This is a genomic window from Streptomyces sp. NRRL F-5122, from assembly GCF_001507435.1.
Classification (GTDB): domain Bacteria; phylum Actinomycetota; class Actinomycetes; order Streptomycetales; family Streptomycetaceae; genus Streptomyces; species Streptomyces lannensis.
On the sequence record NZ_LMWH01000001.1, the window covers coordinates 238,708 to 257,834 of the forward strand.

Sequence of the window (19,127 nt, forward strand, 5' to 3'; positions counted from 1 at the left end):
GGCCGGAGCGGCGCCGGTGCGCGAGTACGACAGCGGGATCCGGGGCTCCCGGGGAACGCGGAGGAGCCCGTGGGACCCGACGCTTCTACAGGAGATACGCCGGTGTGCCCACGGGCAACGTAAATCGGAACTCCGCCCCGCCGCCGCGGGCGCGGCCGACCGTGATGGTGCCGCCGTGGGCCTCGACGATGCCTTTGACGATGTACAACCCGAGGCCCGTGCCGCCACGCTTGCTGCCCCGCCAGAAGCGGGTGAAGACGCGGTTCATGGACTCCTCCGGGATGCCGGGCCCCTCGTCGCCCACCGTGACCGACGTGTCGGCGTCCTCCCCGTCGCGCGGGGACGCCGAGGGCGTGATCTCGATGGTGACGGTTCCCTCGCCGTGGCGCACGGCATTTTCCAGGAGGTTGCTCAGCACCTGGTCGATCTTGTCGGGGTCGGCCCACAGGGCGGGCAGCGGATGCTCCAGGCGCAGCAGGAAGCGGTCGGCGGGCTGGCCCGCGGCGACATAGGCCTGGATGTGCCGTCCCACCGCCGCCCCTATGTCGACGGGCTGGCGCCGCACCTCCAGCCGCCCGGAGTCGATGCGTGAGATGTCCAGCAGCTCGGCGATCAGCCGCGTCACCCGGTTCGCGTCGGCGTCGACGGTCTCCAGCATCAGCCGCTTCTGGTCGTCGGTGAAGCGTTCCCACTTGGCGAGCAGGGTGGCCGTGAACCCTTTGACGGACGTGAGGGGCGAGCGAAGCTCATGGGCCACCGTGGCGATCAGCTCGGCATGGCTGCGCTCGGTACGGCGCCTTGCCTCGGTGTCGCGCAGACAGACCACGACGTGGCGTACGGGACCGGTGGGACGGTCCCGCACATAGCGCGCGGAGACGAGCACCTCCCGCCCTCCCGGCAGCAGCAGATTCCGCTCGGGCTGCCGTACCCGAATGGCGAGACCTCCGTAGGGATCGGTCAGCTGCCACCAGCGCCGTCCCTCCAGGTCTTCCAGGGGCAGGGCCTGGTCGAGACGCCCGCCGAGCGCCTCGGCGGCGGGCGTGGCGGTGATCCGGGCGGCGGCGGCGTTGAAGCAGATCACCCGGCCGTTCTCGTCGGCGATCACGAGGCCGTCGGGGAGGTCGTCCGGGTCGATGCCGAGCTCGGCGAGATCACCGCGCCGGGACGCGGGCGCACGGTCCGCGTCACGTGCTCCCGGTGCTCTGCTCGTGCCGATCATCCCCGTACCCCACCTCTCATCCGGTGTGGGGGGTTCCTCCCTGCTCGAGGCAAGTCGAGAGCTGGGGGAGGGGCCCCCGAGCCCGCCACCCTACTAGCCGGGGGTGACGGAACGGCACCCTCCGGCGGCGCGCTGTGCACGGGCGGATGCGTAGAGACATACGGCGGCGGCGGTCGCGAGGTTCAGACTTTCGGCCTTTCCGTGGATCGGCACGCGCACGACGGCATCGGCCAGCGCCCGGGTCTCCTCCGGAAGCCCCCAGGCCTCGTTGCCGAACACCCAGGCGGTGGGCCCGCCCATGGTGCCCTCGTCCAACTCGTCGTCGAGGTCGCGGTCCCCCGCCCCGTCGGCGGCCAGGATCCGCACGCCGGCCTGCTTCAGCCCGGACACGGCGCGCTCGACGGGGACGCCGACGGCCACGGGCAGATGGAACAGGGAGCCCACGGAGGCCCGGACGGCCTTCGGGTTGTAGAGGTCGACCGAGGCGTCGGTGAGGACGACGGCATCGGCCCCTGCGGCGTCCGCACAGCGCAGGACGGTCCCGGCGTTCCCGGGGTCCCGGACATGGGCGAGCACGGCGACGAGCCGCGGGCGCGCGCTCAGGACCGCGTCGAAGTCGGTGTCGAGGAACCGGCAGACCCCCACGAGGCCCTGGGGCGTGACCGTGGTGGACACGTCGGCGATGACCTCTTCGGCCGCCAGGTGCACCCGGGCTCCGGCGTCGCGGGCCGCGCCGACGATGTCGGGATACCGCTCCGCGGCCTCGGGTGTGGTGAAAAGTTCGACGAGGGTGGACCTGCCGTCGGCCCGGTGCCCGGCGGCCTCCCGCACGGCCTGCGGCCCCTCCGCGAGGAACAGCTGCTCCTTGCCCCGGAAGCTCCGCCTGCCGAGCCGCCGGGCGGCGCCGACGCGGGGAGAGCGGGGGGAGATCAGCTCGAGGGCCGGGGGCATGCGTCCACCTTCGATGGGTCAGGGTCTGTTGTCCGCCGCGACGCGACGGCCGCCGGGGCGGCGGGCCCGGTGCCTCGTGCCGTGCAGGCGGTGAGGGGAGGCCGGAACGGCCGTTGCGTCGCGGAACGCAGTCGGACCCGCAGGCTGCGTAGCCTGCGGGCCCGTACGATCACGTCGGCCCGGCCGACGTGGCGCCGTCGTGTGGTTACGCCGCCTTGGGCGCGTTCACGTCCGCCGGCAGCGCCTTCTGGGCGACCTCGACGAGCGCGGCGAACGCGCGGGCGTCGTTGACGGCCAGCTCGGCGAGGATCTTGCGGTCGACCTCGACGTTGGCGGCCTTCAGACCCTGGATGAAGCGGTTGTACGTGATGCCGTTGGCGCGGGCAGCGGCGTTGATGCGCTGGATCCACAGCTGACGGAAGTCGCCCTTGCGCTTCTTGCGGTCGTTGTAGTTGTAGACCAGCGAGTGGGTGACCTGCTCCTTGGCCTTGCGGTACAGGCGCGAACGCTGACCGCGGTAGCCGGAGGCCTGCTCGAGGATCGCCCGGCGCTTCTTGTGGGCGTTGACTGCCCGCTTGACGCGTGCCACTTGTTTGACTCCTTGTAGCGGGGCCGCGGTGGTACTCACGCGGCCCGGGTTCGATTGGGTCCCGGTCCTGACGAACGGCGCGCTCAGATCGGACGATCAGGCGCCGTCACGTCACTTGCCGAGAAGCTTCTTGATCTTCTTGGCGTCGGCCGGGGCCATCTCGGCGTTGCCGGTGAGGCGACGCGTCAGACGGGACGACTTGTGCTCGAGCAGGTGGCGCTTGCCGGCACGCTCACGGAGCACCTTGCCGGAGCCGGTGATCTTGAAGCGCTTGCTGGCACCGCTGTGCGACTTGTTCTTCGGCATAGCGCCGTTCTCTCCTCGTCGGTGGCGCCCCGGTGCCCGGTCGATGAAACCGGGCACATCGGAGCGTCGCTCTTGTAATCGGTTGGTCCTGGGACTGACGTCCCGGGGGTCACGCCTCGGCGGAAGCCTCGGCCGGGGCCTCGGTGGACTCGGCCTCGGCGGCGTTCTGCGAGCGGCCCGGGTGGGCCTTCGCCTCGGCCTTGCGGGCCTCCTGCGCCTGACGAGCCTCGGCCATGGCCTCGGTCTTCTTCTTGTGCGGACCGAGAACCATGATCATGTTCCGGCCGTCCTGCTTCGGGTTCGACTCGACGAAGCCGAGGTCCTGGACGTCCTCCGCGAGACGCTGCAGCAGCCGGTAGCCCAGTTCGGGCCGGGACTGCTCGCGACCGCGGAACATGATCGTGATCTTGACCTTGTCGCCCTGCTTGAGGAACCGGACGACGTGACCCTTTTTGGTGTCATAGTCGTGCGGGTCGATCTTCGGCCGGAGCTTCATCTCCTTGATGACCGTGTGCGCCTGGTTCTTGCGCGCCTCACGGGCCTTCATGGCCGACTCGTACTTGAACTTCCCGTAGTCCATGAGCTTGCAGACGGGCGGACGGGCGTTCGCCGCGACCTCGACCAGGTCCAGGTCGTACTCCTGCGCAAGCTCCAGGGCCTTGGCAAGCGGCACGATGCCCACCTGCTCGCCGCTGGGACCGACAAGTCGCACCTCGGGAACGCGAATCCGGTCGTTGATGCGGGGCTCGGTGCTGATGGATCCTCCTCGGTAGCACCATCACGACCGTCTGGCGGACAGCCGCGTATGTCTGGTTGACATGGGACCCAACCTTCGCGGCACACGAAAAATGCCCCGAACGGTACACAGGCGGGGCTCCAAAGCGTCCGGAGCACCGCGCGGGTGAACCGCGGGGCGCGCATTCGGGCGACTCCACCGTCCGTACGGAACGGTGGTGGCCGCCTGACCGGTGACCCGCCGTCCCGGAGGACGGTCAGGTGGGAGATCGGAGCCTCCACTTGTGGGCCGGGCACTGCCATGTCCGGCCGGTCGTCACACAAGGTTAGCAGCTCCCCGTGAGTGGTGCGAACCGGCGTGCACCCGGCATCCGGCACCCCGCCCACGGTCCGCGCCCGGCCCCCTCCCGAGGGCGGCGGGCACCGGGCCTGGGCCTATCGTGTGGGGCATGAGTGACACCTCCCCCGAGGGATCCCCAGCTTCCGCAGAGTCCCCTGCCGCCGCCGGGAGTCCCGACTTCGACGACATGACCCGTGACATCGCGGAGGTCCCCGCCGTCGAGGTGCTCGTGACGGTCGCCGTCAACCTGATGAGCGCCGCCGCCGTGAAGCTCGGTCTGACCGAGGAGGGCGACAAGTACAAGGACCTGGACGAGGCCCGCAAGCTGGTGCACGCCCTGGCCGGTCTGCTCGACGCCAGCGCGACGGAGATCAGTTCCTTCCACGCGGCGCCGCTGCGCGACGGCCTGAAGTCGCTCCAGCTCGCGTTCCGTGAGGCCTCGGTCGTCCCCGACGAGCCGGGCCAGGGACCGGGCGAGAAGTACACCGGACCGGTCTACGGCTAGTCGGAGGTACAGCGGACCGGTTCCTGGTCCGGCGACCGCGACCAATTCACCCGCGGACGAACAGGGGCTCGCCCGGAGGCGCCGCCTCGGCCGGCAGTACCGCCAGGTCGAGGCCGCGCACCAGGCGGGCCCGCAGTGTCTCGTCGGCCGCCATGCGCCGCGCCACGGCGCCGGCGGCCTCGGCCGGCGCCGCGCCGGGTGCCAGCACGAGGGCCAGGATGCCGTCGGCCTGTCCGGGGCCGAGGTAGGCACGCAGCACGTCGGGCTCACCCGCCACGGCGGCCCGTACGGCGTCGGTCACGGCGGGATCGGCGAGCGGATCCGTCGTCGTACGGCCCTCCGCGAGCGCCAGCAGAGTGGGGCCGGACAGCTCGAAGGGCACCGGGCCTGACATGTCCAGCACGATCGTGTCGGCCTTCTCGTGCACGGCGGCCTGCAGCGCCTGGTGCACGGGGACCGCGACGGGGCGGGCCTGCGGGTCCCAGCGGGCCAGCGACTCGGTGGACGTGAAGGCGGGCAGGGCCGTGCGGCCGCCGGCCTTCAGGGTGGGCACGGCCATCTCACTGGTCTTCTCGCGGCGCAGTACGCCCCCGTGGCCCTCGTGGTCGCCCTCCTCCACCTCGCCGAGGAGGGCGACCACGGGGACGAGGAGCCGCGCACTCTTCAGGGCCTCCAGCACGGGTCCCACGGCGGTTCGGTCCTCGGCCCACGCGGCGAGCGCCGCGCTCAGCCGGGGGTCGGCGGAGCCGTCGTCGTCGGAGAAGCCGGAGTCGGGAATGTTCTTGTTCGCCACGGACCGACCCTATCCGGGGGTCACCGCCGGGGGCGCGCCGGCCCAGGACCCCGGCGGGCGGCGCCTCACGGATTTCTCAGCGATTACTGACACGGCTCTCATGCCCGTCCCAAGCCGCGCACAGGACCGCTTTCGAGCATCGCGGGCATGGAGTCCCACAGAGTCACCCGGCGCCGCGCCCGATCCTCCCGGGGCCGCGCGGTCCTCTCCACGGTGCTGGCCTCGGCCGTCGTCGTCGGCGGCACCGCGGCGGGGACTGTGTATGTGAGGGCGCACGCCGACGCGGGCGCCGTATCGTCGCAGTCGTCGGTGACGCCCTCGGCGTCGGCCTCGGCGAGCCGGGAGGCATCGGTGGAACCTGCGGCGGAACCCTCGGACGATCGGGACGCGCTGCTGGAGAAGGCCATGAGGGCGGTGGCCGTCGAGGACGGCGCCGACGTGGCCGTGGCGGTGCTCGACCTGGACTCCGGTGACAGCGCCCGCTACGGCGACGGCGCCTTCGACACGGCGAGCATCGTGAAGGTGGATATCCTGGCGGCGCTGCTGCTCCAGGCGCAGGACGCGGACCGGCGGCTGACCGCCCAGGAGAAGGCGTACGCCACCGCGATGATCGAGGAGAGCGACAACGACTCCGCCTCCGCGCTGTGGACCGCGATCGGACGGGCGGACGGGCTCGCCCGTGCGAACAAGCGCTTCGGCCTGACCGACACCACGGGTGGCGACGGCCCCCTGTGGGGCCTGACGCGGACGACCGCGGGCGATCAGCTCGTTCTGCTCCAGCAGGTGTTCGGTGACGGCTCCGAACTGAGCGACGCCTCCCGGACGTATCTGCAGGGGCTCATGGGCAACATCGCGGCGGACCAGCGCTGGGGTGTGTCGGCGGCCGCGGACGGTGCCGGGTGGGCGCTGAAGAACGGCTGGCTGGCGCGCAGCACGACCGGGCTGTGGGACGTCAACAGCATCGGGCGGATCACGGCCGGCGGCCGCACCTACCTGGTGGCGACGCTGTCGAACGGCAGCTCCACCAAGGAGAAGGGGATCTCGCTGGTGGAGGCGGCGGCCCGGGCGGCGGTCTCGGCGTTCGCCTGATGACGGCGCCCCGTCAACGCCAACGGCCCCACGGCCCGGTCCGGTTGCGCCACAGCACCACCGACGCCACCAGCAGCGCCACGCCCAGGCCTCCCGCCAGCGGGCCGGCCCAGCCCGGGGAGTTCGACATGACTCCTGATGTGTCGGGACCCGGGCCGAAGTACTTGCCGCCGTACGCCGCCGCGTGCAGGCCCTCGGGTTTCAGGTGCGCTGCCGCCTTGATGGCCGCCGCGGGGTCGATGAAGCCGAAGCCCCGGGAGTCGTCGCGCCCGCCCTTGGGTGCGTTGCGTGCCGTCTTCTCCAGCAACTGCTTGACCTGGGCCGGGGACAGGCCCGGATGCGCTGCCTTGATCAGTGCCACGGCGCCCGAGACGAACGCGGACGCCGCGCTGGTGCCCCAGCCCTCGTAGTACTTGCGGTCGGGGTCGGCGATGACGACGTCGACCCCGGGCGCGCTGACGGTGGCGTACCAGCGGCGGGTGGAGAACGAGGCGCGGGTGCCGTAGCGGTCCACGGCGGTCGCCGCGATGACGCCCGGATAGGCCGCCGGGTAGGAGATGTGGTCGCCCTTCTCGCCGCCGTTGCCGGCCGAGGCGACGACGACGGCGCCCTTCTTCAGCGCGTACTGCACCGCCTCGTCCTCGGCCGCCTCGGGGTGCGCGGACTTGGAGTCGTCGCCGAGGGAGAGGTTGATGACGTCCGCGCCGTGGTCGGCGGCCCACCGAATGCCCTCGGCAAGGGCGTTGCCGCGCGTGTTGCGGGCCTTGGTGCGGCCGGGGTCGCCGTCCTCGAGGATGACCCGGACGGGAAGGATCTTGGCCTCGGGGGCGATGCCGACGACGCCGTCGGCGTCCCCGGCGCCATGGCCGTGACCGGCGATGATGCCGGCCATGGCGGTGCCGTGCCGGGCCCAGGAGCGATCGCCGCGCTCGGCGCCGAAGCCGACCAGGTCCTTGCCCGTCAGGACGTTGCCGGCCAGGTCGGGATGGGTGGAGTCGACGCCGGTGTCGAGGACGGCGACGGTGATCCCCTTGCCCTTGGTCGTCTGCCAGGCCTGCTGGGCGTGCAGGGCGTCGAGGGCCCACTCCTGGGCGCGTATCCCATCGGCGTACGCCGCAGTGGACGGCAGCACCACGAAGGAGCCGGCGAGAAGCAGGGTGAGGAACCGGGCGCCGGCCCCGCGGACACTCATGACGGCTTCTCCGTGGCCGAGGTGACGGTCTTTCGGAGGGCGGCTCCGACGCGGTCGGCGAGTCCGGCCGACTCGAAGCCGAGGCCCGCCTGGGCGGGGGCCGTGGTGGCCCCGGTCGCCGTGGCCTGCGCGGAGGGCTGCGGCTCGGTGACCGTGCGGCCGTCGGCGAATCCGGAGACGGAGTAGACGACGACGGGGGCGTCGGTGCGGACCGAGATCGTCCAGGAGGCGCGCTGGGCGTCGCCGAACCTCTCGGCGGCGGTGCCCTTCGCGGCGTAGGGCCGGGGCATCAGATCGGTGCGCCGGTCCAGGCCTTCCTTCCTGAAGCGGCTGTTCAGGGCGGTCATGGCGGCGGCGTCGGCCCGGGTGAACAGCAGGCCCACCGTGGTGACATGGCTGCCGGTCGCGTCCGTGTAGGTGGCGCGCAGCAGCCGGAGACAGCCGACCGGGGCGAGGACCTTGCGCAGCAGGGGGTCGAAGGCGGCCTTGCAGCTGCCGTCCGGGGCGACGGCGACCCTGGTCCAGGTGCGGTCGGCACCGCCGGGGCCCGCGCCCGGACCCTGGACGGTGGGCGGGAACAGCTGGTCGACCGGCACGCTGTGCCACAGGCCGCCGGCGACGGCGAAGGCGTCCCGGGCTCCCTCCCCCGAGCCCTCCCCGGTGAGCCAGGTCCCAGTCACGGCACCGCCGATGAGCCCGAGGCCGAGGACCAGGCAGGCGGCCGCCGCGGCGATCCGGGGGTGCACCCGGCCGCCGAGGAAGGGACGGCGCCGGGTGCCGGCCGCGGATGTGTCCGGCTGGGCAAGGGTGGTGACGAACGGGCGCGGGGCGGCTGGACCGCTCCCGTCCCGCTGGAACCCGAGGCGCACCGTCGTCTCCACGATGCCCTCGGCGGGCAGGGAGGCCCGCGGCGGCGGCACCGCCTGCGCGTCCGCGCCGCGCGGCACGGCACCGGCGGCCGGAGGCTCGTCGGGGAAGCGCGAGGAAGCCGTGGGCGGGGGCGGGGGCGGGCCGTACGGCTGGGCGCCGCGGTCGAGACGAAGGTTCGGGAACCGGGGGGATTCCGGTGTGCGGCGCGGCGGCGCACCCCCCGTCTCCGACGCGGCGGCGTCGGCGGACGAGGACGCGCTCGGGGGCGTCCCCTCGGCGCTGTGCCGGTAGGGACGGCCGTTCACGGCGGTTCGGCCCGGGCGGCCGTCGGCCGCTGCGGAGGACACCGCTCCCCCACCGGCCGGTACCTGCCCGCGGCCGCCCGAGGGGGCGTCCGTCAGGCCGCGGCTTCCCGTCCTGTCGGCCTGCTCGGGCAGCGGTGGCGGCGGGAACGAGGGCGCTCCGGCGGACGGCACCCGGGGCGCGTCGGCACGGTGTCCTGCGGGCGGGTGCTCGGGCCGCGGCGGTACGGATCCGGGGGTGCCCTCGTGCCACGTCGTCCGGGGCGGCTCCTGCGGGGCCGGCGGCGTACCGTCCGGCTGTACGGGGGCCCCGTCCGGCGGGGTCGGCGGATGAGGCGGTGTCGTGGGGCGCGGAGGAATGGAGGCGCGGTGCGCTTCCGTGCTCATGCACCCCCCGTTTCCTCGTGGCCGGCCCGCCCCGGAGTCGCCGGGGTGTTCGACCGCCCACGGGGAGCGGCCGGTCCTGCGGGATGCGGGACCGCCACCCCGTCCTGGGCAGGCATACCCGCGCGGAAGGACACCCATCCCGGACGTGCGCGCCCGGGGGGATCCGACACGGTCCCCGCGTGCGCGTCACTCTACGGGTTGAACGCCCTCGAACGGGAACCAGTCCGCGGCACCGGGGCATCTGCCCGGATCGTCCCCCTACCCTGCGGTAATCGCATCTGGCAGGCTGCGTTCATGACTGCCCGCGCCGCAGACAGGGCCCGGTACGACCGGGCCACCGCCGACCTCGACGCGCCCCTCGCGATCGTGGATCTGGACGCGTTCGACGCGAACGCCGAGGACGTCCTGCGCAGGGCCGGCGGCAAGCCGGTCCGTGTCGCCAGCAAGTCCGTCCGCTGCCGCGCACTGCTCGAACGCGTGCTGGCCCGGGAGGGCTTCGCGGGCGTCATGTCCTTCACCCTGGCCGAGTCCTTGTGGCTGGCCAGGTCCGGTTTCGACGACGTCCTGCTCGCCTATCCGTCGTCCGACCGGCGGGGCTTCGCCGAGTTGGCCGGCGATCCCAAGCTCGCCGCCGCGGTGACGGTGATGATCGACGACCCGGCGCAGCTGCGCCTCATCGACGGCGCCCGCCAGGGCGGCACCGAGGAGGTGCGTGTCTGCCTGGAGCTGGACACCTCGCTGAAGCTGCTCGGCGGACGCATACGCGTCGGAGCGCGGCGCTCGCCCCTCCACTCCCCCGACCGGATGGCCGAGATAGCCCGTACGGTGGCGCGCACGCCCGGTTTCCGGCTGGTGGGCATCATGGCGTACGAGGGCCACATAGCCGGCGTCGGCGACGCGGTGGCGGGGCGGCCGGTGCGCTCGCGTGCCATCCGGCTGATGCAGGCCGCGGCGCGCAGGGAGCTCGCCGGGCGGCGCGCGGAGGCGGTGCGCGCCGTCCGTTCCGTGGTGCCGGACCTGGAGTTCGTCAACGGCGGCGGCACGGGCAGCGTCCAGTACACGGCCGCCGAGGACGCGGTGACGGAGATCGCGGCGGGCTCGGGGCTGTACGTGCCGCGGCTGTTCGACAACTACACCTCGTTCCGCGGGCGTCCGGCCGCGCTGTTCGCCCAGCCGGTCGTGCGCAGGCCGGGGGTCGGGGTGGTGACGGTGCTCGGCGGCGGCTATCCCGCGTCGGGTGTCGCGGGCCCCGACCGGCTGCCCGTCCCGTATCTGCCGGAAGGACTGAGGTACGACCCGCAGGAGGGACCCGGCGAGGTGCAGACTCCGCTGCTCGGCGCACCCGCCGACGACCTGCTCATCGGCGACAAGGTGTGGTTCCGGCACGCCAAGGCCGGGGAGCTGTGCGAACGGTTCGCCGAACTCCACCTGGTGGAGGGCGACAGGGTCACGGCGACGGTGCCGACCTACCGCGGTGAGGGGCACACCTTCCTCTGAGGCCGGCCGGGCGTCAGTGCCCGGGACCGATGCTGCTGCCCACCCCTCCACTCGCCGCCGCGTCGCCCACCGGTCTGATCCCCTTGGTGATCCTGTCCATGTCGGACAGCGGCGGACCGTCCGGGCCCGCGTCGAAGGCGAAGCGGACGACGACCGGCGTCTGCGAGCCCGCGCTGGAGGGGAACGCCAGGGACTCGACACAACCGCCGGGCCCCTTCGCCGTGTTGACGCGCCAGCGTACGAAGTACCCGGCCCGGCCCGCGACCGCGACCTGGCCGGACCCGAGCAGCCGGTGGGAGGTGACACCGCCGTAGGGCCGGTTGCCGATCGGATCGCGGTCGTACTCCTCGTGCGCGGCGTCGGCGATGTCGCCCTTGGCGATCGACTCCGGGGACGCCCCGGGCACGGACGTGGCGGTGCGCGACAGGACCCGGCCGCGGCGGCAGAAGCCGGGGTCGCCCGGGCAGTCGTACACACCCGGTGTGGTCAGCACGACGTCGTCCTCGGCGACGTTCTCGGCTCTTGCCCACCCCTTCGGCACGGGGAAGGTGATGCCGTTGAGGTCGTCGAGGACGACGTTCGGATCGCCGGTCGCCGAGGGCGCCGCAGCGGTCGGTGACTCGTCGCTCGCCGGGGCCGAAGTCGGCGCCGCGGCGGACGACTCGGCCTGCGCCGCCCCGTCGCCGTCGTGCCCGAGGACGACGACGCCGGTGACGACAGCGGCGACGAGGACGGCCCCGGCCGTCGTGAGCGCGATCGCCCCGACCCGCCGGCGCTCCCGGCCGTCGGCCGGCTCCGGCGGCGCCACCGGCGCCACCGGCGCATCGGGTTGCCGCCGGTGGTCGGTCCAGGCGGCCCCGTCCCACCAGCGTTCGGTGAGCGGGTACGACGGATCCCGATACCAGCCGGGCGGGGGCGCACTGCTCATCCCGGCACTGTAGGCCGTGCCGGGAACCGCCACACGGGGCCGGCGGCAACTCGCTCAGAACACGGTGTCCTGCTGGTCCGGGACGACCGAGCCGTCGCGCCTCAGGACCGGACCGCGGCCGCCGTCCGGCCTGTTGTAGGCGGTCGTCGAGCACGGATAGGGGTCGGGCCTGCGCGGCAGCGGCTCGATGAACATGGGGTTGATCAGCCAGCGCCCGTCGGCGTCGTCGTACGCCCTGCACATCAGTTCGTCCTTGTTCCGGTTGATCACCAGATGGACGCCGGTGGCGTCGCCGACGAACGTGACATCGGTATCGGCGTCACCCGCCGCGAGCACCGGGCGGTGTTCCGCGCGCTGCCGGTGCCACGCCGCCGCACCCCGGACACCGTAGATCTCCTGGTTGATCCAGCAACGCTTGCCGTCGATGTACGGGATGACCTCGCCCCGGCTCGCCGGGACTCCGCCGCAGCCCCGGGTCAGGGTGGTGATGCGACCGCGGCGGTCGAGGACCGAGCGGATCGCGACGGTGTGCGCGGGGTCGACGCCGACGCCGCGCGACCACACCTCGGTGACGGGTTCGAAGCCGGCGGAGACGATGTAGACCTCGAACCCGGCCTGGTGCAGCGTGCGGATCAGATCGCGCTGCTGCGCGTAGTAGCGGACGTACGCCGGAACCGTGTGCGTGCCGAGGACCCGGGTCGCGCCGACGGGTGCGGCGAGGTCCCGGGCGCGTGCGCGGCGGGCGTACGCGGAGACTTCGGCGGGGGTGTGGCCCGCGAAGAGCTGCGGGATCCAGGCGTACTGCGGGACCGTGCGCCGGTGGTTCCAGCGGCCGGCGAAGGCGGCGGCGCCGCTCATGGTCCTGCCGTCCTCGTAGATCTCGAGGATCTCGTCGGTGCAGCGGGGTTCGGTGGACGTCGGCAGCGGCGCCCCGACCGGGGTGCCGGTCCCGCACGCCTCGGTGAGGGCCCGGTCGGCCTCGTCGGTGAGCCACCGGCTGGTGTGCTTCCAGCGGGCCGGGCGCAGGATCTTGTCGTGTCCGAGTGCCCAGTAGAGGGTGGCGTCGGTGACGTCGTTCTTGGTCACCGTGTTGTCCCAGTCGAAGACGGCCACCGGGCCCCGGGCGGACTCGGAGCAGGTGCCCCGCTCGTCGATCAGCCGCTGCAGGCGCTCCCGGTTGTCGCCGTACCAGTTTCCCTTCAGGCGGGGGCACTTCGTGGGAGGGGCGGTGGCGGCGGCCGGCGAAGGCGTCGCGGCCGCCGCGAGGACGGCGGCCGCGACGAGGGTCCACGCGTAGAGGTGTCTCATATGGCGTGGACCATACCCTTTGCCCCTAAAGGGGCGTGACGTACGCGCCCGAGATTCCGCCGTCCACAAGGAAATCGGTGGCGTTCACGAAGGAGGAGTCGTCGCTGGCGAGGAACGCGACCGCCGCGGCGATCTCCTCGGCCCGCGCGAACCGGCCGACCGGGATGTGCACCAGTCGGCGCGCGGCACGCTCCGGGTCCTTGGCGAACAGCTCTTGAAGGAGCGGGGTGTTGACGGGCCCGGGGCACAGGGCGTTGACCCGGATGCCCTCGCGGGCGAACTGCACGCCGAGTTCCCGGGACATGGCGAGCACCCCGCCCTTGGACGCCGTGTAGGAGATCTGCGAGGTGGCCGCCCCCATCCGGGCGACGAACGACGCCGTGTTGATGATGGAACCCCTGCCCTGGCGCCGCATGTACGGGATGGCGGCCTTGCAGCACAGGTAGACGGACGTCAGGTTGACCTCCTGGACCCGCTTCCACGCCTCGAGGCCGGTGTCCAGGATGGAGTCGTCGTCCGGCGGCGAGATGCCCGCGTTGTTGAAGGCGATGTCGACACTGCCGTAGGTGTCGTGGGCCGCCTTGAAGAGCGCCTCGACCTGCTCGGGGTCGGTGACGTCGACCTTCACGAACAGCCCGCCGACCTCCTCGGCGGCCGCCTTGCCGCGGGTCTCGTCGATGTCCCCGCACACCACGTGGGCCCCCTCGGAGGCGAGCCGTCGCGCGGTGGCGAGACCGATGCCGCTGCCGGCACCGGTGATGACGACGGTACGGCCGACCAGTCGGCGGCAGATGGTGTCCGATGTCTGAGCTGTCACTGTGCGGGGCCCTCCGTGCTGATGAAGACGTTCTTGGTCTCGGTGAAGGCGGTCAGGGCGTCCGGGCCGAGTTCGCGGCCGATCCCCGACTGCTTGAAGCCGCCGAAGGGGGTCCAGTAGCGGACGCTGGAGTGGGAGTTGACGGAAAGGTTGCCCGCCCGGACGGCCTGGGAGACGCGCAGTGCGCGGCCGACGTCCCGCGTCCAGATGGAGCCGGAGAGGCCGTACACGGTGCCGTTGGCGAGGCGGATCGCGTCGGCCTCGTCCTCGAAGGGCAGGACCACGGCGACCGGTCCGAACACCTCCTCGACGGCCACCGGGGCGTGCGGGCCGACCTCGGTGAGGACGGTGGGCGGGAACCAGAAGCCGGGGCCCTCGGGCGCCTTGCCGCGGATGCCGGGTGCATCGGCGGCGACGTACGAACGCACCTTGTCCAGCTGCGCCCTGGAGATCAGCGGGCCCATCTGGGTGCTCTCGTCGGCCGGATCGCCGACCCGGACCGACTCGACCGCGGGGGCGAGGAGGCCGAGGAAGCGGTCGAACACCGAGCGCTGGACGAGGATGCGGGTGCGGGCGCAGCAGTCCTGGCCGGAGTTGTCGAGGAACGACATCGGCGCTGCGGCCGCCGCGGCGTCCAGATCGGCGTCCGCGAACACGATGTTGGGACTCTTGCCGCCGAGTTCCAGGGTGACGCGCTTCAGATGGGCGGAGCCCTTCGCCAGCACCTGCGTGCCCACGGCCGTGGACCCGGTGAAAACGATCTTCGCCACACCCGGGTGCTCGACGAGCGCGTTGCCCACGACGGGGCCGTGGCCGGGCAGCACCTGGAACAGATCCTCGGGCAGACCGGCCACCAGGGCGAGTTCGGCCAGGCGCAGGGCGGTGAGCGGGGTCGTCTCGGCGGGTTTGAGGATCACCGCGTTGCCCGCCGCGAGCGCAGGTGCCGTGCCCCATGCGGCGATCGGCATCGGGAAGTTCCAGGGGGCGATCACACCGACCACACCCAGCGGTTCGAGGATCGTGATGTCGAGGCCGCCGGGCACCGGGATCTGCCGGCCGGTCAGGCGCTCCACCCCCCCGGCCGCGTAGTCGAGCAGGTCACGGACGTTGCCCGCCTCCCAGCGGGCGTTGCCGACCGTGTGACCGGCCTCGCGGACCTCCAGCCGGGCCAGCTCCTCGAGGTGGTCGTCGACCGCCGCGGCGAACCGGCGCAGCAGCCGGGCACGGTCACCGGGAGGGAGCGCGGCCCACCGCGACTGCGCCCGCGCGGCCCGTCCGACGGCCGCGTCCACGTCGGCCGCGGTGGCGGCGGGGACGGTGGCGACGACCTCCTCGGTGGCCGGATTGAGTACCTGCAGATCGAACTCGTTCGGCACGAAAGAACCTTTCACATGCGTTCGAAGGAGCGGCGCAGCTCCCAGTCGGTCACCGCGGCGTCGAAGGCGGCCAGTTCCACGCGGGCCATGTTGTGGTAGTGCGCGACCACCTCGTCGCCGAAGGCGGCCTTGGCGACAGGGCTGTTCTCCCAGAGCTCGGCGGCCTCACGCAGCGTGGTGGGCACGTGCTCGTGCTCGGCGGTGTACGCGTTGCCCGCGCACGGCTCGGGGAGCTCCAGCTCCTGCTCGACGCCGTACAGCCCGGCCGCGATCATCCCGGCGACCGCGAGGTGCGGATTGACGTCACCGCCGGGCAGGCGGTTCTCGAAACGCAGTGAGCGGCCGTGGCCGACGACCCGCAGGGCGCAGGTGCGGTTGTCGTAGCCCCAGGCGACGGCGGTCGGGGCGAAGGACCCGGCCTGGAACCGCTTGTAGGAGTTGATGCCCGGAGCGTAGAGGAGCGAGAAGTCCCGGAGCGCGGCGAGCTGCCCCGCGAGGAAGTGTCGCATTGTCTGCGACATCCCGCCGGGGGCACCGGACGAACCGGCCATGACGTTGTGGCCGTCCGCGTCGGCGAGTGAGAGATGGATGTGGCAGGAGTTGCCCTCGCGCTCGTTGTACTTGGCCATGAAGGTGATCGAGACGCCCTCCTGGGCCGCGATCTCCTTCGCACCCGTCTTGTAGATCGCGTGCTGGTCGCAGGTGACCAGGGCCTCGTCGTACCGGAACGCGATCTCGTGCTGGCCCGGGTTGCACTCGCCCTTGGCGGACTCCACGGTCAGGCCCGCGCCCGTCATCTCGTTGCGGACGCGGCGCAGCAGGGGCTCGATCCGTCCCGTGCCGAGCACCGAGTAGTCGATGTTGTACTGGTTGGCCGGTGTCAGACCCCGGTAGTTGGCGTCCCAGGCCTGCTCGTAGGTGTCCTTGAAGACGATGAACTCGAGCTCCGTGCCGACCTGGGCCGTGAGTCCGAGGGCGGCGAGGCGCTCCGTCTGGCGGCGGAGGATCTGGCGGGGGGCGGCCACCACGGGAGAGCCGTCGTTCCAGGCGAGATCGGCGATGACCATGGCCGTGCCCTCGTTCCAGGGCACCCGGCGCAGTGTGTCCAGGTCCGGCCGGAGGGCGAAGTCGCCGTAGCCGCGGTCCCAGGAGGACATCTCGTAGCCGTCGACCGTGTTCATCTCGGTGTCGACTGCGAGGAGGTAGTTGCAGCCCTCCGTGCCGTGCTCCAGGACCTCGTCGAGGAAGAACCGCGCGGCGAACCGCTTGCCTTGGAGCCGTCCCTGCATGTCGGGAAAGGCCAGCACGACGGTGTCGATCTCGCCGCCCGCGACGAGGGCGTGCAGCTCCTCGACGCCGAGCGGGGGTGTGCGGTGTGCCACGGGAGGTCTCCTTCGGTCCGCCGAGAGCCATAAGGTATTTCCGAGAACCATTTCTTGGGAAGGGGGCACGGCCGGATGTCGCAGGCGGAACCCGGGAGCGGCTCCGTGCAGGACCGGCTGACGCCGGTGCTGCGGACCGTACGGGCCGGCAACGGCTTCGAGGAAGCGCTGGAGCAGATCCTCCAGGTCGTCCGGCTCGGGCTGGTGCCCGCCGGTGAACGACTGCCCGCGGAGCGGGAGCTGGCGGAGCGGCTGGGCATCAGCAGGGTGACGCTGCGCGAGGTGCTGAAGGTGCTCCAGGACCAGGGTCTCGTGGAGTCGCGGCGGGGGCGGTACGGCGGAACGTTCGTGCTGCCGCGCCTCGACGCAGGCGGCCAGGACGAACTGCGCCGGCGTATCGAGCAGGTCGACATCGAGGACGTGCTGCGGTTCCGCGAGGTACTGGAGGTGGGGGCGGCGGGACTGTGCGCGGCGCACGGCCTCACGGCGGAGCAGGCCGGCCGTCTGCGGGAGGCGCTCGCGCGCACGCAGGACGCCCCGCTCTCCGAGTACCGGCGGCTGGACACGCTGCTGCACCTGACCCTGGCCGGGCTCGGCGGCTCGCCGTCGCTGACCGCGCAGTACGCGGCCGTGCGGGCGACGGTGAACGACCTGCTGGACTGCATCCCCCTGCTGGTGCGCAACCTCGAGCACTCCCAGCGGCAGCACGAGGCGCTGGTGGAGGCGGTCCTCGACGGGGACGCGGACGGGGCGCGGGAGATGATGCGGGAGCACTGCGCGGGCACGGCGGCGCTGCTGCGGGGTTTCTTGGCATAGCCCGCCGCGTAAAGGTATGAAGGCGTTCCATTGAACCCCGGGAGGTCCGCGTGGCGGCACGACCGCTGATCGGTGTGAGTACGTATCTGGAGGCCGGCGCGCGCTGGGGTGTGTGGGAGCTGGAGGCGGCACTGCTGCCCGTGGGCTATCCGCGCCTGGTGCAGCGGGCCGGCGGACTCGCCGCGATGCTCCCGCCGGACGGTCCCGCGCACGCGGCGGCGACGGTGGCCCGGCTGGACGGCCTGGTGATCGCGGGCGGCCCGGACGTCGACCCGGCCCGCTACGACGCGGAGCGCTCCGCGCGGACCGGCCCTCCCGCGCCCGAGCGGGACGCATGGGAACTGGCCCTGATCGAGGCGGCCTTGGCGTCCGGCACACCGCTGCTCGGCATCTGCAGGGGGATGCAGCTGCTGAACGTCGCCCTCGGCGGCACGCTCGTCCAGCACATCGACGGACATGTCACGCAGGTCGGGGTGTTCGGCCGGCACGCGGTGGATCCGGTGCCCGGAACCCGGTACGCGGAGGCGGCGCCGGAGCCGGCCTCGGTGCCGACGCACCACCATCAGGCGGTGGACCGGCTGGGCGACGGCCTGGTGGTCTCGGCGTACGCGGCGGACGGCACGGTGGAGGCGGTGGAGCTGCCCGGTGCCGGCTGGGTGCTGGGCGTCCAGTGGCACCCGGAGATGGACGAGGACCTGCGGGTGATGCGGGCGCTGGTACGGGCGGCGTCCGCCGCCCCGTGACGCCGGCGTGATCCTGACGACAGACCCTAGCCCCGGGTCAGGGCCAGCAGGTCGCGGCCGGGTCCCGCCGGCCGGTGGCCGGTGCGCCACACCGCGCGCAGGTCCCGGTCCAGCCGCACGTCCTCGACCGGGACGCTCACCAGCCGGCGGGCCGCGAGTTCCTCGCCCACGGCCAGCTCGCTCAGGACCGCAGGACCGGCCCCGCTGACCGCGGAGGCCTTGACCGCCGTCGTCGAGGACAGCTCCAGGAGGGGCCGGGCCAGACCACCGAGCGCCGCGTCCAGCACCTGGCGGGTGCCCGAGCCCTCCTCACGGAGGATGAGCGGTGTCGAGGCCAGCTCCGTGGCCGACAGCGGGCGCCGGCGACGCGCCCATGGATGCCCGGGCGCCGTCACCACGATCAGCCGGTCGTGCGCGATCACCGCCTCTTCCAGACCCGCCGGCACGGACAGGCCCTCGACGAAGCCCAGATCGGCCTCGTCCGCGAGCAGCCGCTCCACGACCGCCGCCGAGTTCCCGGCCAGCAGCGACACCGCCGTGTCCGGCCGCCGGCCACGCAGTGCGATCAGCCAGCCCGGCAGCAGGTACTCCGCGATCGTCATGCTCGCCGCCACCCGCAGCCGCGAGTCCCGCCGGCCTCGCAGCGCCTGCGCCCCCGCGTCGAACGCCTCGGCAGCCTCCACGATCCGCCGCGCCCAGTCCGTGACGAGCGCTCCGGCGTCGGTCAGCCGTGAGCCCGCAGGGGAACGGTCCACCAGCGCCACGCCCAGTTGCCGCTCCATCGACCGGATCCGGCTGCTCGCCGCGGGCTGGGTGATGCCCAGATCCCGGGCCGCCCGCCCCAGGCTGCCCAGCCGGGCCACCGCGAGCAGAAGCTCGAGCGCCCCCAGCTCCGGCACCCGGTGCGCGAGTCCGGCCACGGAATGCCCAACGTCCTCCCTCATAAACTCACCTTATGCCCCCATAGAGAAGCAGCCCCTGG

19 protein-coding genes are annotated in these 19,127 nt (G+C 72.8%); 5 read left to right on the forward strand and 14 right to left on the reverse strand.

Annotation, left to right across the window (positions count from 1 at the left end; translation table 11 throughout):
- Positions 1 to 85 precede the first annotated feature (85 nt).
- The 5 genes from ADL25_RS01100 to infC all read right to left on the reverse strand — a co-directional run bounded on the left by ADL25_RS01100 (position 86) and on the right by infC (position 3,822).
- Complete coding sequence (locus ADL25_RS01100) at positions 86 to 1,219, reverse strand: sensor histidine kinase (protein ID WP_059125644.1); 1,134 nt, start codon at positions 1,217 to 1,219, stop codon at positions 86 to 88.
- Between the two features lie 93 nt (positions 1,220 to 1,312).
- Entirely contained in the window at positions 1,313 to 2,170 is an 858-nt protein-coding gene (locus tag ADL25_RS01105) for a TrmH family RNA methyltransferase (protein ID WP_059125645.1), read from the reverse strand.
- Between the two features lie 205 nt (positions 2,171 to 2,375).
- Entirely contained in the window at positions 2,376 to 2,759 is a 384-nt protein-coding gene (gene rplT, locus ADL25_RS01110; RefSeq protein ID WP_059125646.1) for a 50S ribosomal protein L20, read from the reverse strand.
- A gap of 111 nt (positions 2,760 to 2,870) precedes the next feature.
- Complete coding sequence (gene rpmI / locus ADL25_RS01115; RefSeq protein ID WP_059125647.1) at positions 2,871 to 3,065, reverse strand: 50S ribosomal protein L35; 195 nt, start codon at positions 3,063 to 3,065, stop codon at positions 2,871 to 2,873.
- 109 nt (positions 3,066 to 3,174) lie between these two features.
- The gene (infC, locus tag ADL25_RS01120) at positions 3,175 to 3,822 is read right to left on the reverse strand and encodes a translation initiation factor IF-3 (RefSeq protein ID WP_079050106.1); all 648 of its coding nucleotides are present in this window, start codon (positions 3,820 to 3,822) and stop codon (positions 3,175 to 3,177) included.
- A gap of 427 nt (positions 3,823 to 4,249) precedes the next feature.
- Here infC and ADL25_RS01125 point away from each other — a divergent pair, with 427 nt between their 5' ends.
- On the forward strand, positions 4,250 to 4,645 hold the full coding sequence (locus ADL25_RS01125; RefSeq protein ID WP_059125649.1) for a DUF1844 domain-containing protein: 396 nt from the start codon (positions 4,250 to 4,252) through the stop codon (positions 4,643 to 4,645).
- A 46-nt stretch (positions 4,646 to 4,691) separates the two neighbouring features.
- Here the strand turns inward: ADL25_RS01125 and ADL25_RS01130 are convergent, their stop codons facing one another.
- Positions 4,692 to 5,438 carry an SseB family protein gene (locus tag ADL25_RS01130; RefSeq protein ID WP_059125650.1) on the reverse strand — a complete coding sequence of 249 codons (747 nt, stop codon included), beginning with the start codon at positions 5,436 to 5,438 and terminating at the stop codon, positions 4,692 to 4,694.
- Positions 5,439 to 5,585: 147 nt separating this feature from the next.
- Between ADL25_RS01130 and ADL25_RS01135 the strand changes: the two genes are divergently transcribed.
- Complete coding sequence (locus tag ADL25_RS01135) at positions 5,586 to 6,527, forward strand: serine hydrolase (protein ID WP_059125651.1); 942 nt, start codon at positions 5,586 to 5,588, stop codon at positions 6,525 to 6,527.
- 13 nt (positions 6,528 to 6,540) lie between these two features.
- Here ADL25_RS01135 and mycP read toward each other — a convergent pair whose 3' ends face one another.
- Together mycP and ADL25_RS52065 are read right to left on the reverse strand one after the other, a co-directional pair.
- Positions 6,541 to 7,719 (reverse strand): type VII secretion-associated serine protease mycosin, encoded by a 1,179-nt coding sequence (gene mycP, locus ADL25_RS01140; protein WP_059125652.1) that lies wholly within the window; start codon positions 7,717 to 7,719, stop codon positions 6,541 to 6,543.
- A complete protein-coding gene (locus ADL25_RS52065; protein ID WP_416070639.1) occupies positions 7,716 to 9,278 on the reverse strand; it encodes a hypothetical protein in 1,563 nt (520 codons plus the stop codon). Before ADL25_RS52065 ends, mycP begins: the two co-directional genes overlap by 4 nt.
- A gap of 294 nt (positions 9,279 to 9,572) precedes the next feature.
- On the opposite strand from ADL25_RS52065, the gene ADL25_RS01150 reads away from it, so the two are divergent.
- Positions 9,573 to 10,775: an amino acid deaminase/aldolase gene (locus ADL25_RS01150; RefSeq protein ID WP_059125653.1), complete on the forward strand. Its 1,203-nt coding sequence runs from the start codon at positions 9,573 to 9,575 to the stop codon at positions 10,773 to 10,775.
- Positions 10,776 to 10,788: 13 nt separating this feature from the next.
- Here ADL25_RS01150 and ADL25_RS01155 read toward each other — a convergent pair whose 3' ends face one another.
- Genes ADL25_RS01155 through ADL25_RS01175 form a run of 5 tightly spaced genes read right to left on the reverse strand, consistent with a single transcriptional unit; the run spans position 10,789 to position 16,586 of the window.
- Complete coding sequence (locus ADL25_RS01155) at positions 10,789 to 11,703, reverse strand: DUF2510 domain-containing protein (protein ID WP_059125856.1); 915 nt, start codon at positions 11,701 to 11,703, stop codon at positions 10,789 to 10,791.
- Positions 11,704 to 11,757: 54 nt separating this feature from the next.
- The gene (locus tag ADL25_RS01160) at positions 11,758 to 13,011 is read right to left on the reverse strand and encodes a haloacid dehalogenase-like hydrolase (protein ID WP_059125654.1); all 1,254 of its coding nucleotides are present in this window, start codon (positions 13,009 to 13,011) and stop codon (positions 11,758 to 11,760) included.
- A gap of 25 nt (positions 13,012 to 13,036) precedes the next feature.
- Positions 13,037 to 13,828: a 3-oxoacyl-ACP reductase gene (locus tag ADL25_RS01165; protein WP_059125655.1), complete on the reverse strand. Its 792-nt coding sequence runs from the start codon at positions 13,826 to 13,828 to the stop codon at positions 13,037 to 13,039.
- On the reverse strand, positions 13,825 to 15,204 hold the full coding sequence (locus ADL25_RS01170) for an aldehyde dehydrogenase family protein (RefSeq protein WP_059125656.1): 1,380 nt from the start codon (positions 15,202 to 15,204) through the stop codon (positions 13,825 to 13,827). Before ADL25_RS01170 ends, ADL25_RS01165 begins: the two co-directional genes overlap by 4 nt.
- Before the next feature lie 11 nt (positions 15,205 to 15,215).
- Entirely contained in the window at positions 15,216 to 16,586 is a 1,371-nt protein-coding gene (locus tag ADL25_RS01175) for a glutamine synthetase family protein (protein WP_059125657.1), read from the reverse strand.
- 75 nt (positions 16,587 to 16,661) lie between these two features.
- Here ADL25_RS01175 and ADL25_RS01180 point away from each other — a divergent pair, with 75 nt between their 5' ends.
- Together ADL25_RS01180 and ADL25_RS01185 are read left to right on the forward strand one after the other, a co-directional pair.
- The gene (locus tag ADL25_RS01180) at positions 16,662 to 17,402 is read left to right on the forward strand and encodes a FadR/GntR family transcriptional regulator (RefSeq protein ID WP_059125658.1); all 741 of its coding nucleotides are present in this window, start codon (positions 16,662 to 16,664) and stop codon (positions 17,400 to 17,402) included.
- A gap of 50 nt (positions 17,403 to 17,452) precedes the next feature.
- On the forward strand, positions 17,453 to 18,145 hold the full coding sequence (locus ADL25_RS01185) for a gamma-glutamyl-gamma-aminobutyrate hydrolase family protein (RefSeq protein WP_059125659.1): 693 nt from the start codon (positions 17,453 to 17,455) through the stop codon (positions 18,143 to 18,145).
- Positions 18,146 to 18,171: 26 nt separating this feature from the next.
- Here ADL25_RS01185 and ADL25_RS01190 read toward each other — a convergent pair whose 3' ends face one another.
- Complete coding sequence (locus tag ADL25_RS01190; RefSeq protein WP_059125660.1) at positions 18,172 to 19,089, reverse strand: LysR family transcriptional regulator; 918 nt, start codon at positions 19,087 to 19,089, stop codon at positions 18,172 to 18,174.
- Positions 19,090 to 19,127 lie beyond the last annotated feature (38 nt).

What these genes read in the sequence shown, in the direction of transcription:
- ADL25_RS01100 (WP_059125644.1), bottom strand. Translation starts at nt 1,219, where the DNA reads ATGATCGGCACGAGCAGAGCACCGGGAGCACGTGACGCGGACCGTGCG.
- ADL25_RS01105 (WP_059125645.1), bottom strand. Translation starts at nt 2,170, where the DNA reads ATGCCCCCGGCCCTCGAGCTGATCTCCCCCCGCTCTCCCCGCGTCGGC.
- rpmI (WP_059125647.1), bottom strand. Translation starts at nt 3,065, where the DNA reads ATGCCGAAGAACAAGTCGCACAGCGGTGCCAGCAAGCGCTTCAAGATC.
- ADL25_RS01125 (WP_059125649.1), top strand. Translation starts at nt 4,250, where the DNA reads ATGAGTGACACCTCCCCCGAGGGATCCCCAGCTTCCGCAGAGTCCCCT.
- ADL25_RS01135 (WP_059125651.1), top strand. Translation starts at nt 5,586, where the DNA reads ATGGAGTCCCACAGAGTCACCCGGCGCCGCGCCCGATCCTCCCGGGGC.
- mycP (WP_059125652.1), bottom strand. Translation starts at nt 7,719, where the DNA reads ATGAGTGTCCGCGGGGCCGGCGCCCGGTTCCTCACCCTGCTTCTCGCC.
- ADL25_RS52065 (WP_416070639.1), bottom strand. Translation starts at nt 9,278, where the DNA reads ATGAGCACGGAAGCGCACCGCGCCTCCATTCCTCCGCGCCCCACGACA.
- ADL25_RS01150 (WP_059125653.1), top strand. Translation starts at nt 9,573, where the DNA reads ATGACTGCCCGCGCCGCAGACAGGGCCCGGTACGACCGGGCCACCGCC.
- ADL25_RS01155 (WP_059125856.1), bottom strand. Translation starts at nt 11,703, where the DNA reads ATGAGCAGTGCGCCCCCGCCCGGCTGGTATCGGGATCCGTCGTACCCG.
- ADL25_RS01160 (WP_059125654.1), bottom strand. Translation starts at nt 13,011, where the DNA reads ATGAGACACCTCTACGCGTGGACCCTCGTCGCGGCCGCCGTCCTCGCG.
- ADL25_RS01180 (WP_059125658.1), top strand. Translation starts at nt 16,662, where the DNA reads ATGTCGCAGGCGGAACCCGGGAGCGGCTCCGTGCAGGACCGGCTGACG.
- ADL25_RS01190 (WP_059125660.1), bottom strand. Translation starts at nt 19,089, where the DNA reads ATGAGGGAGGACGTTGGGCATTCCGTGGCCGGACTCGCGCACCGGGTG.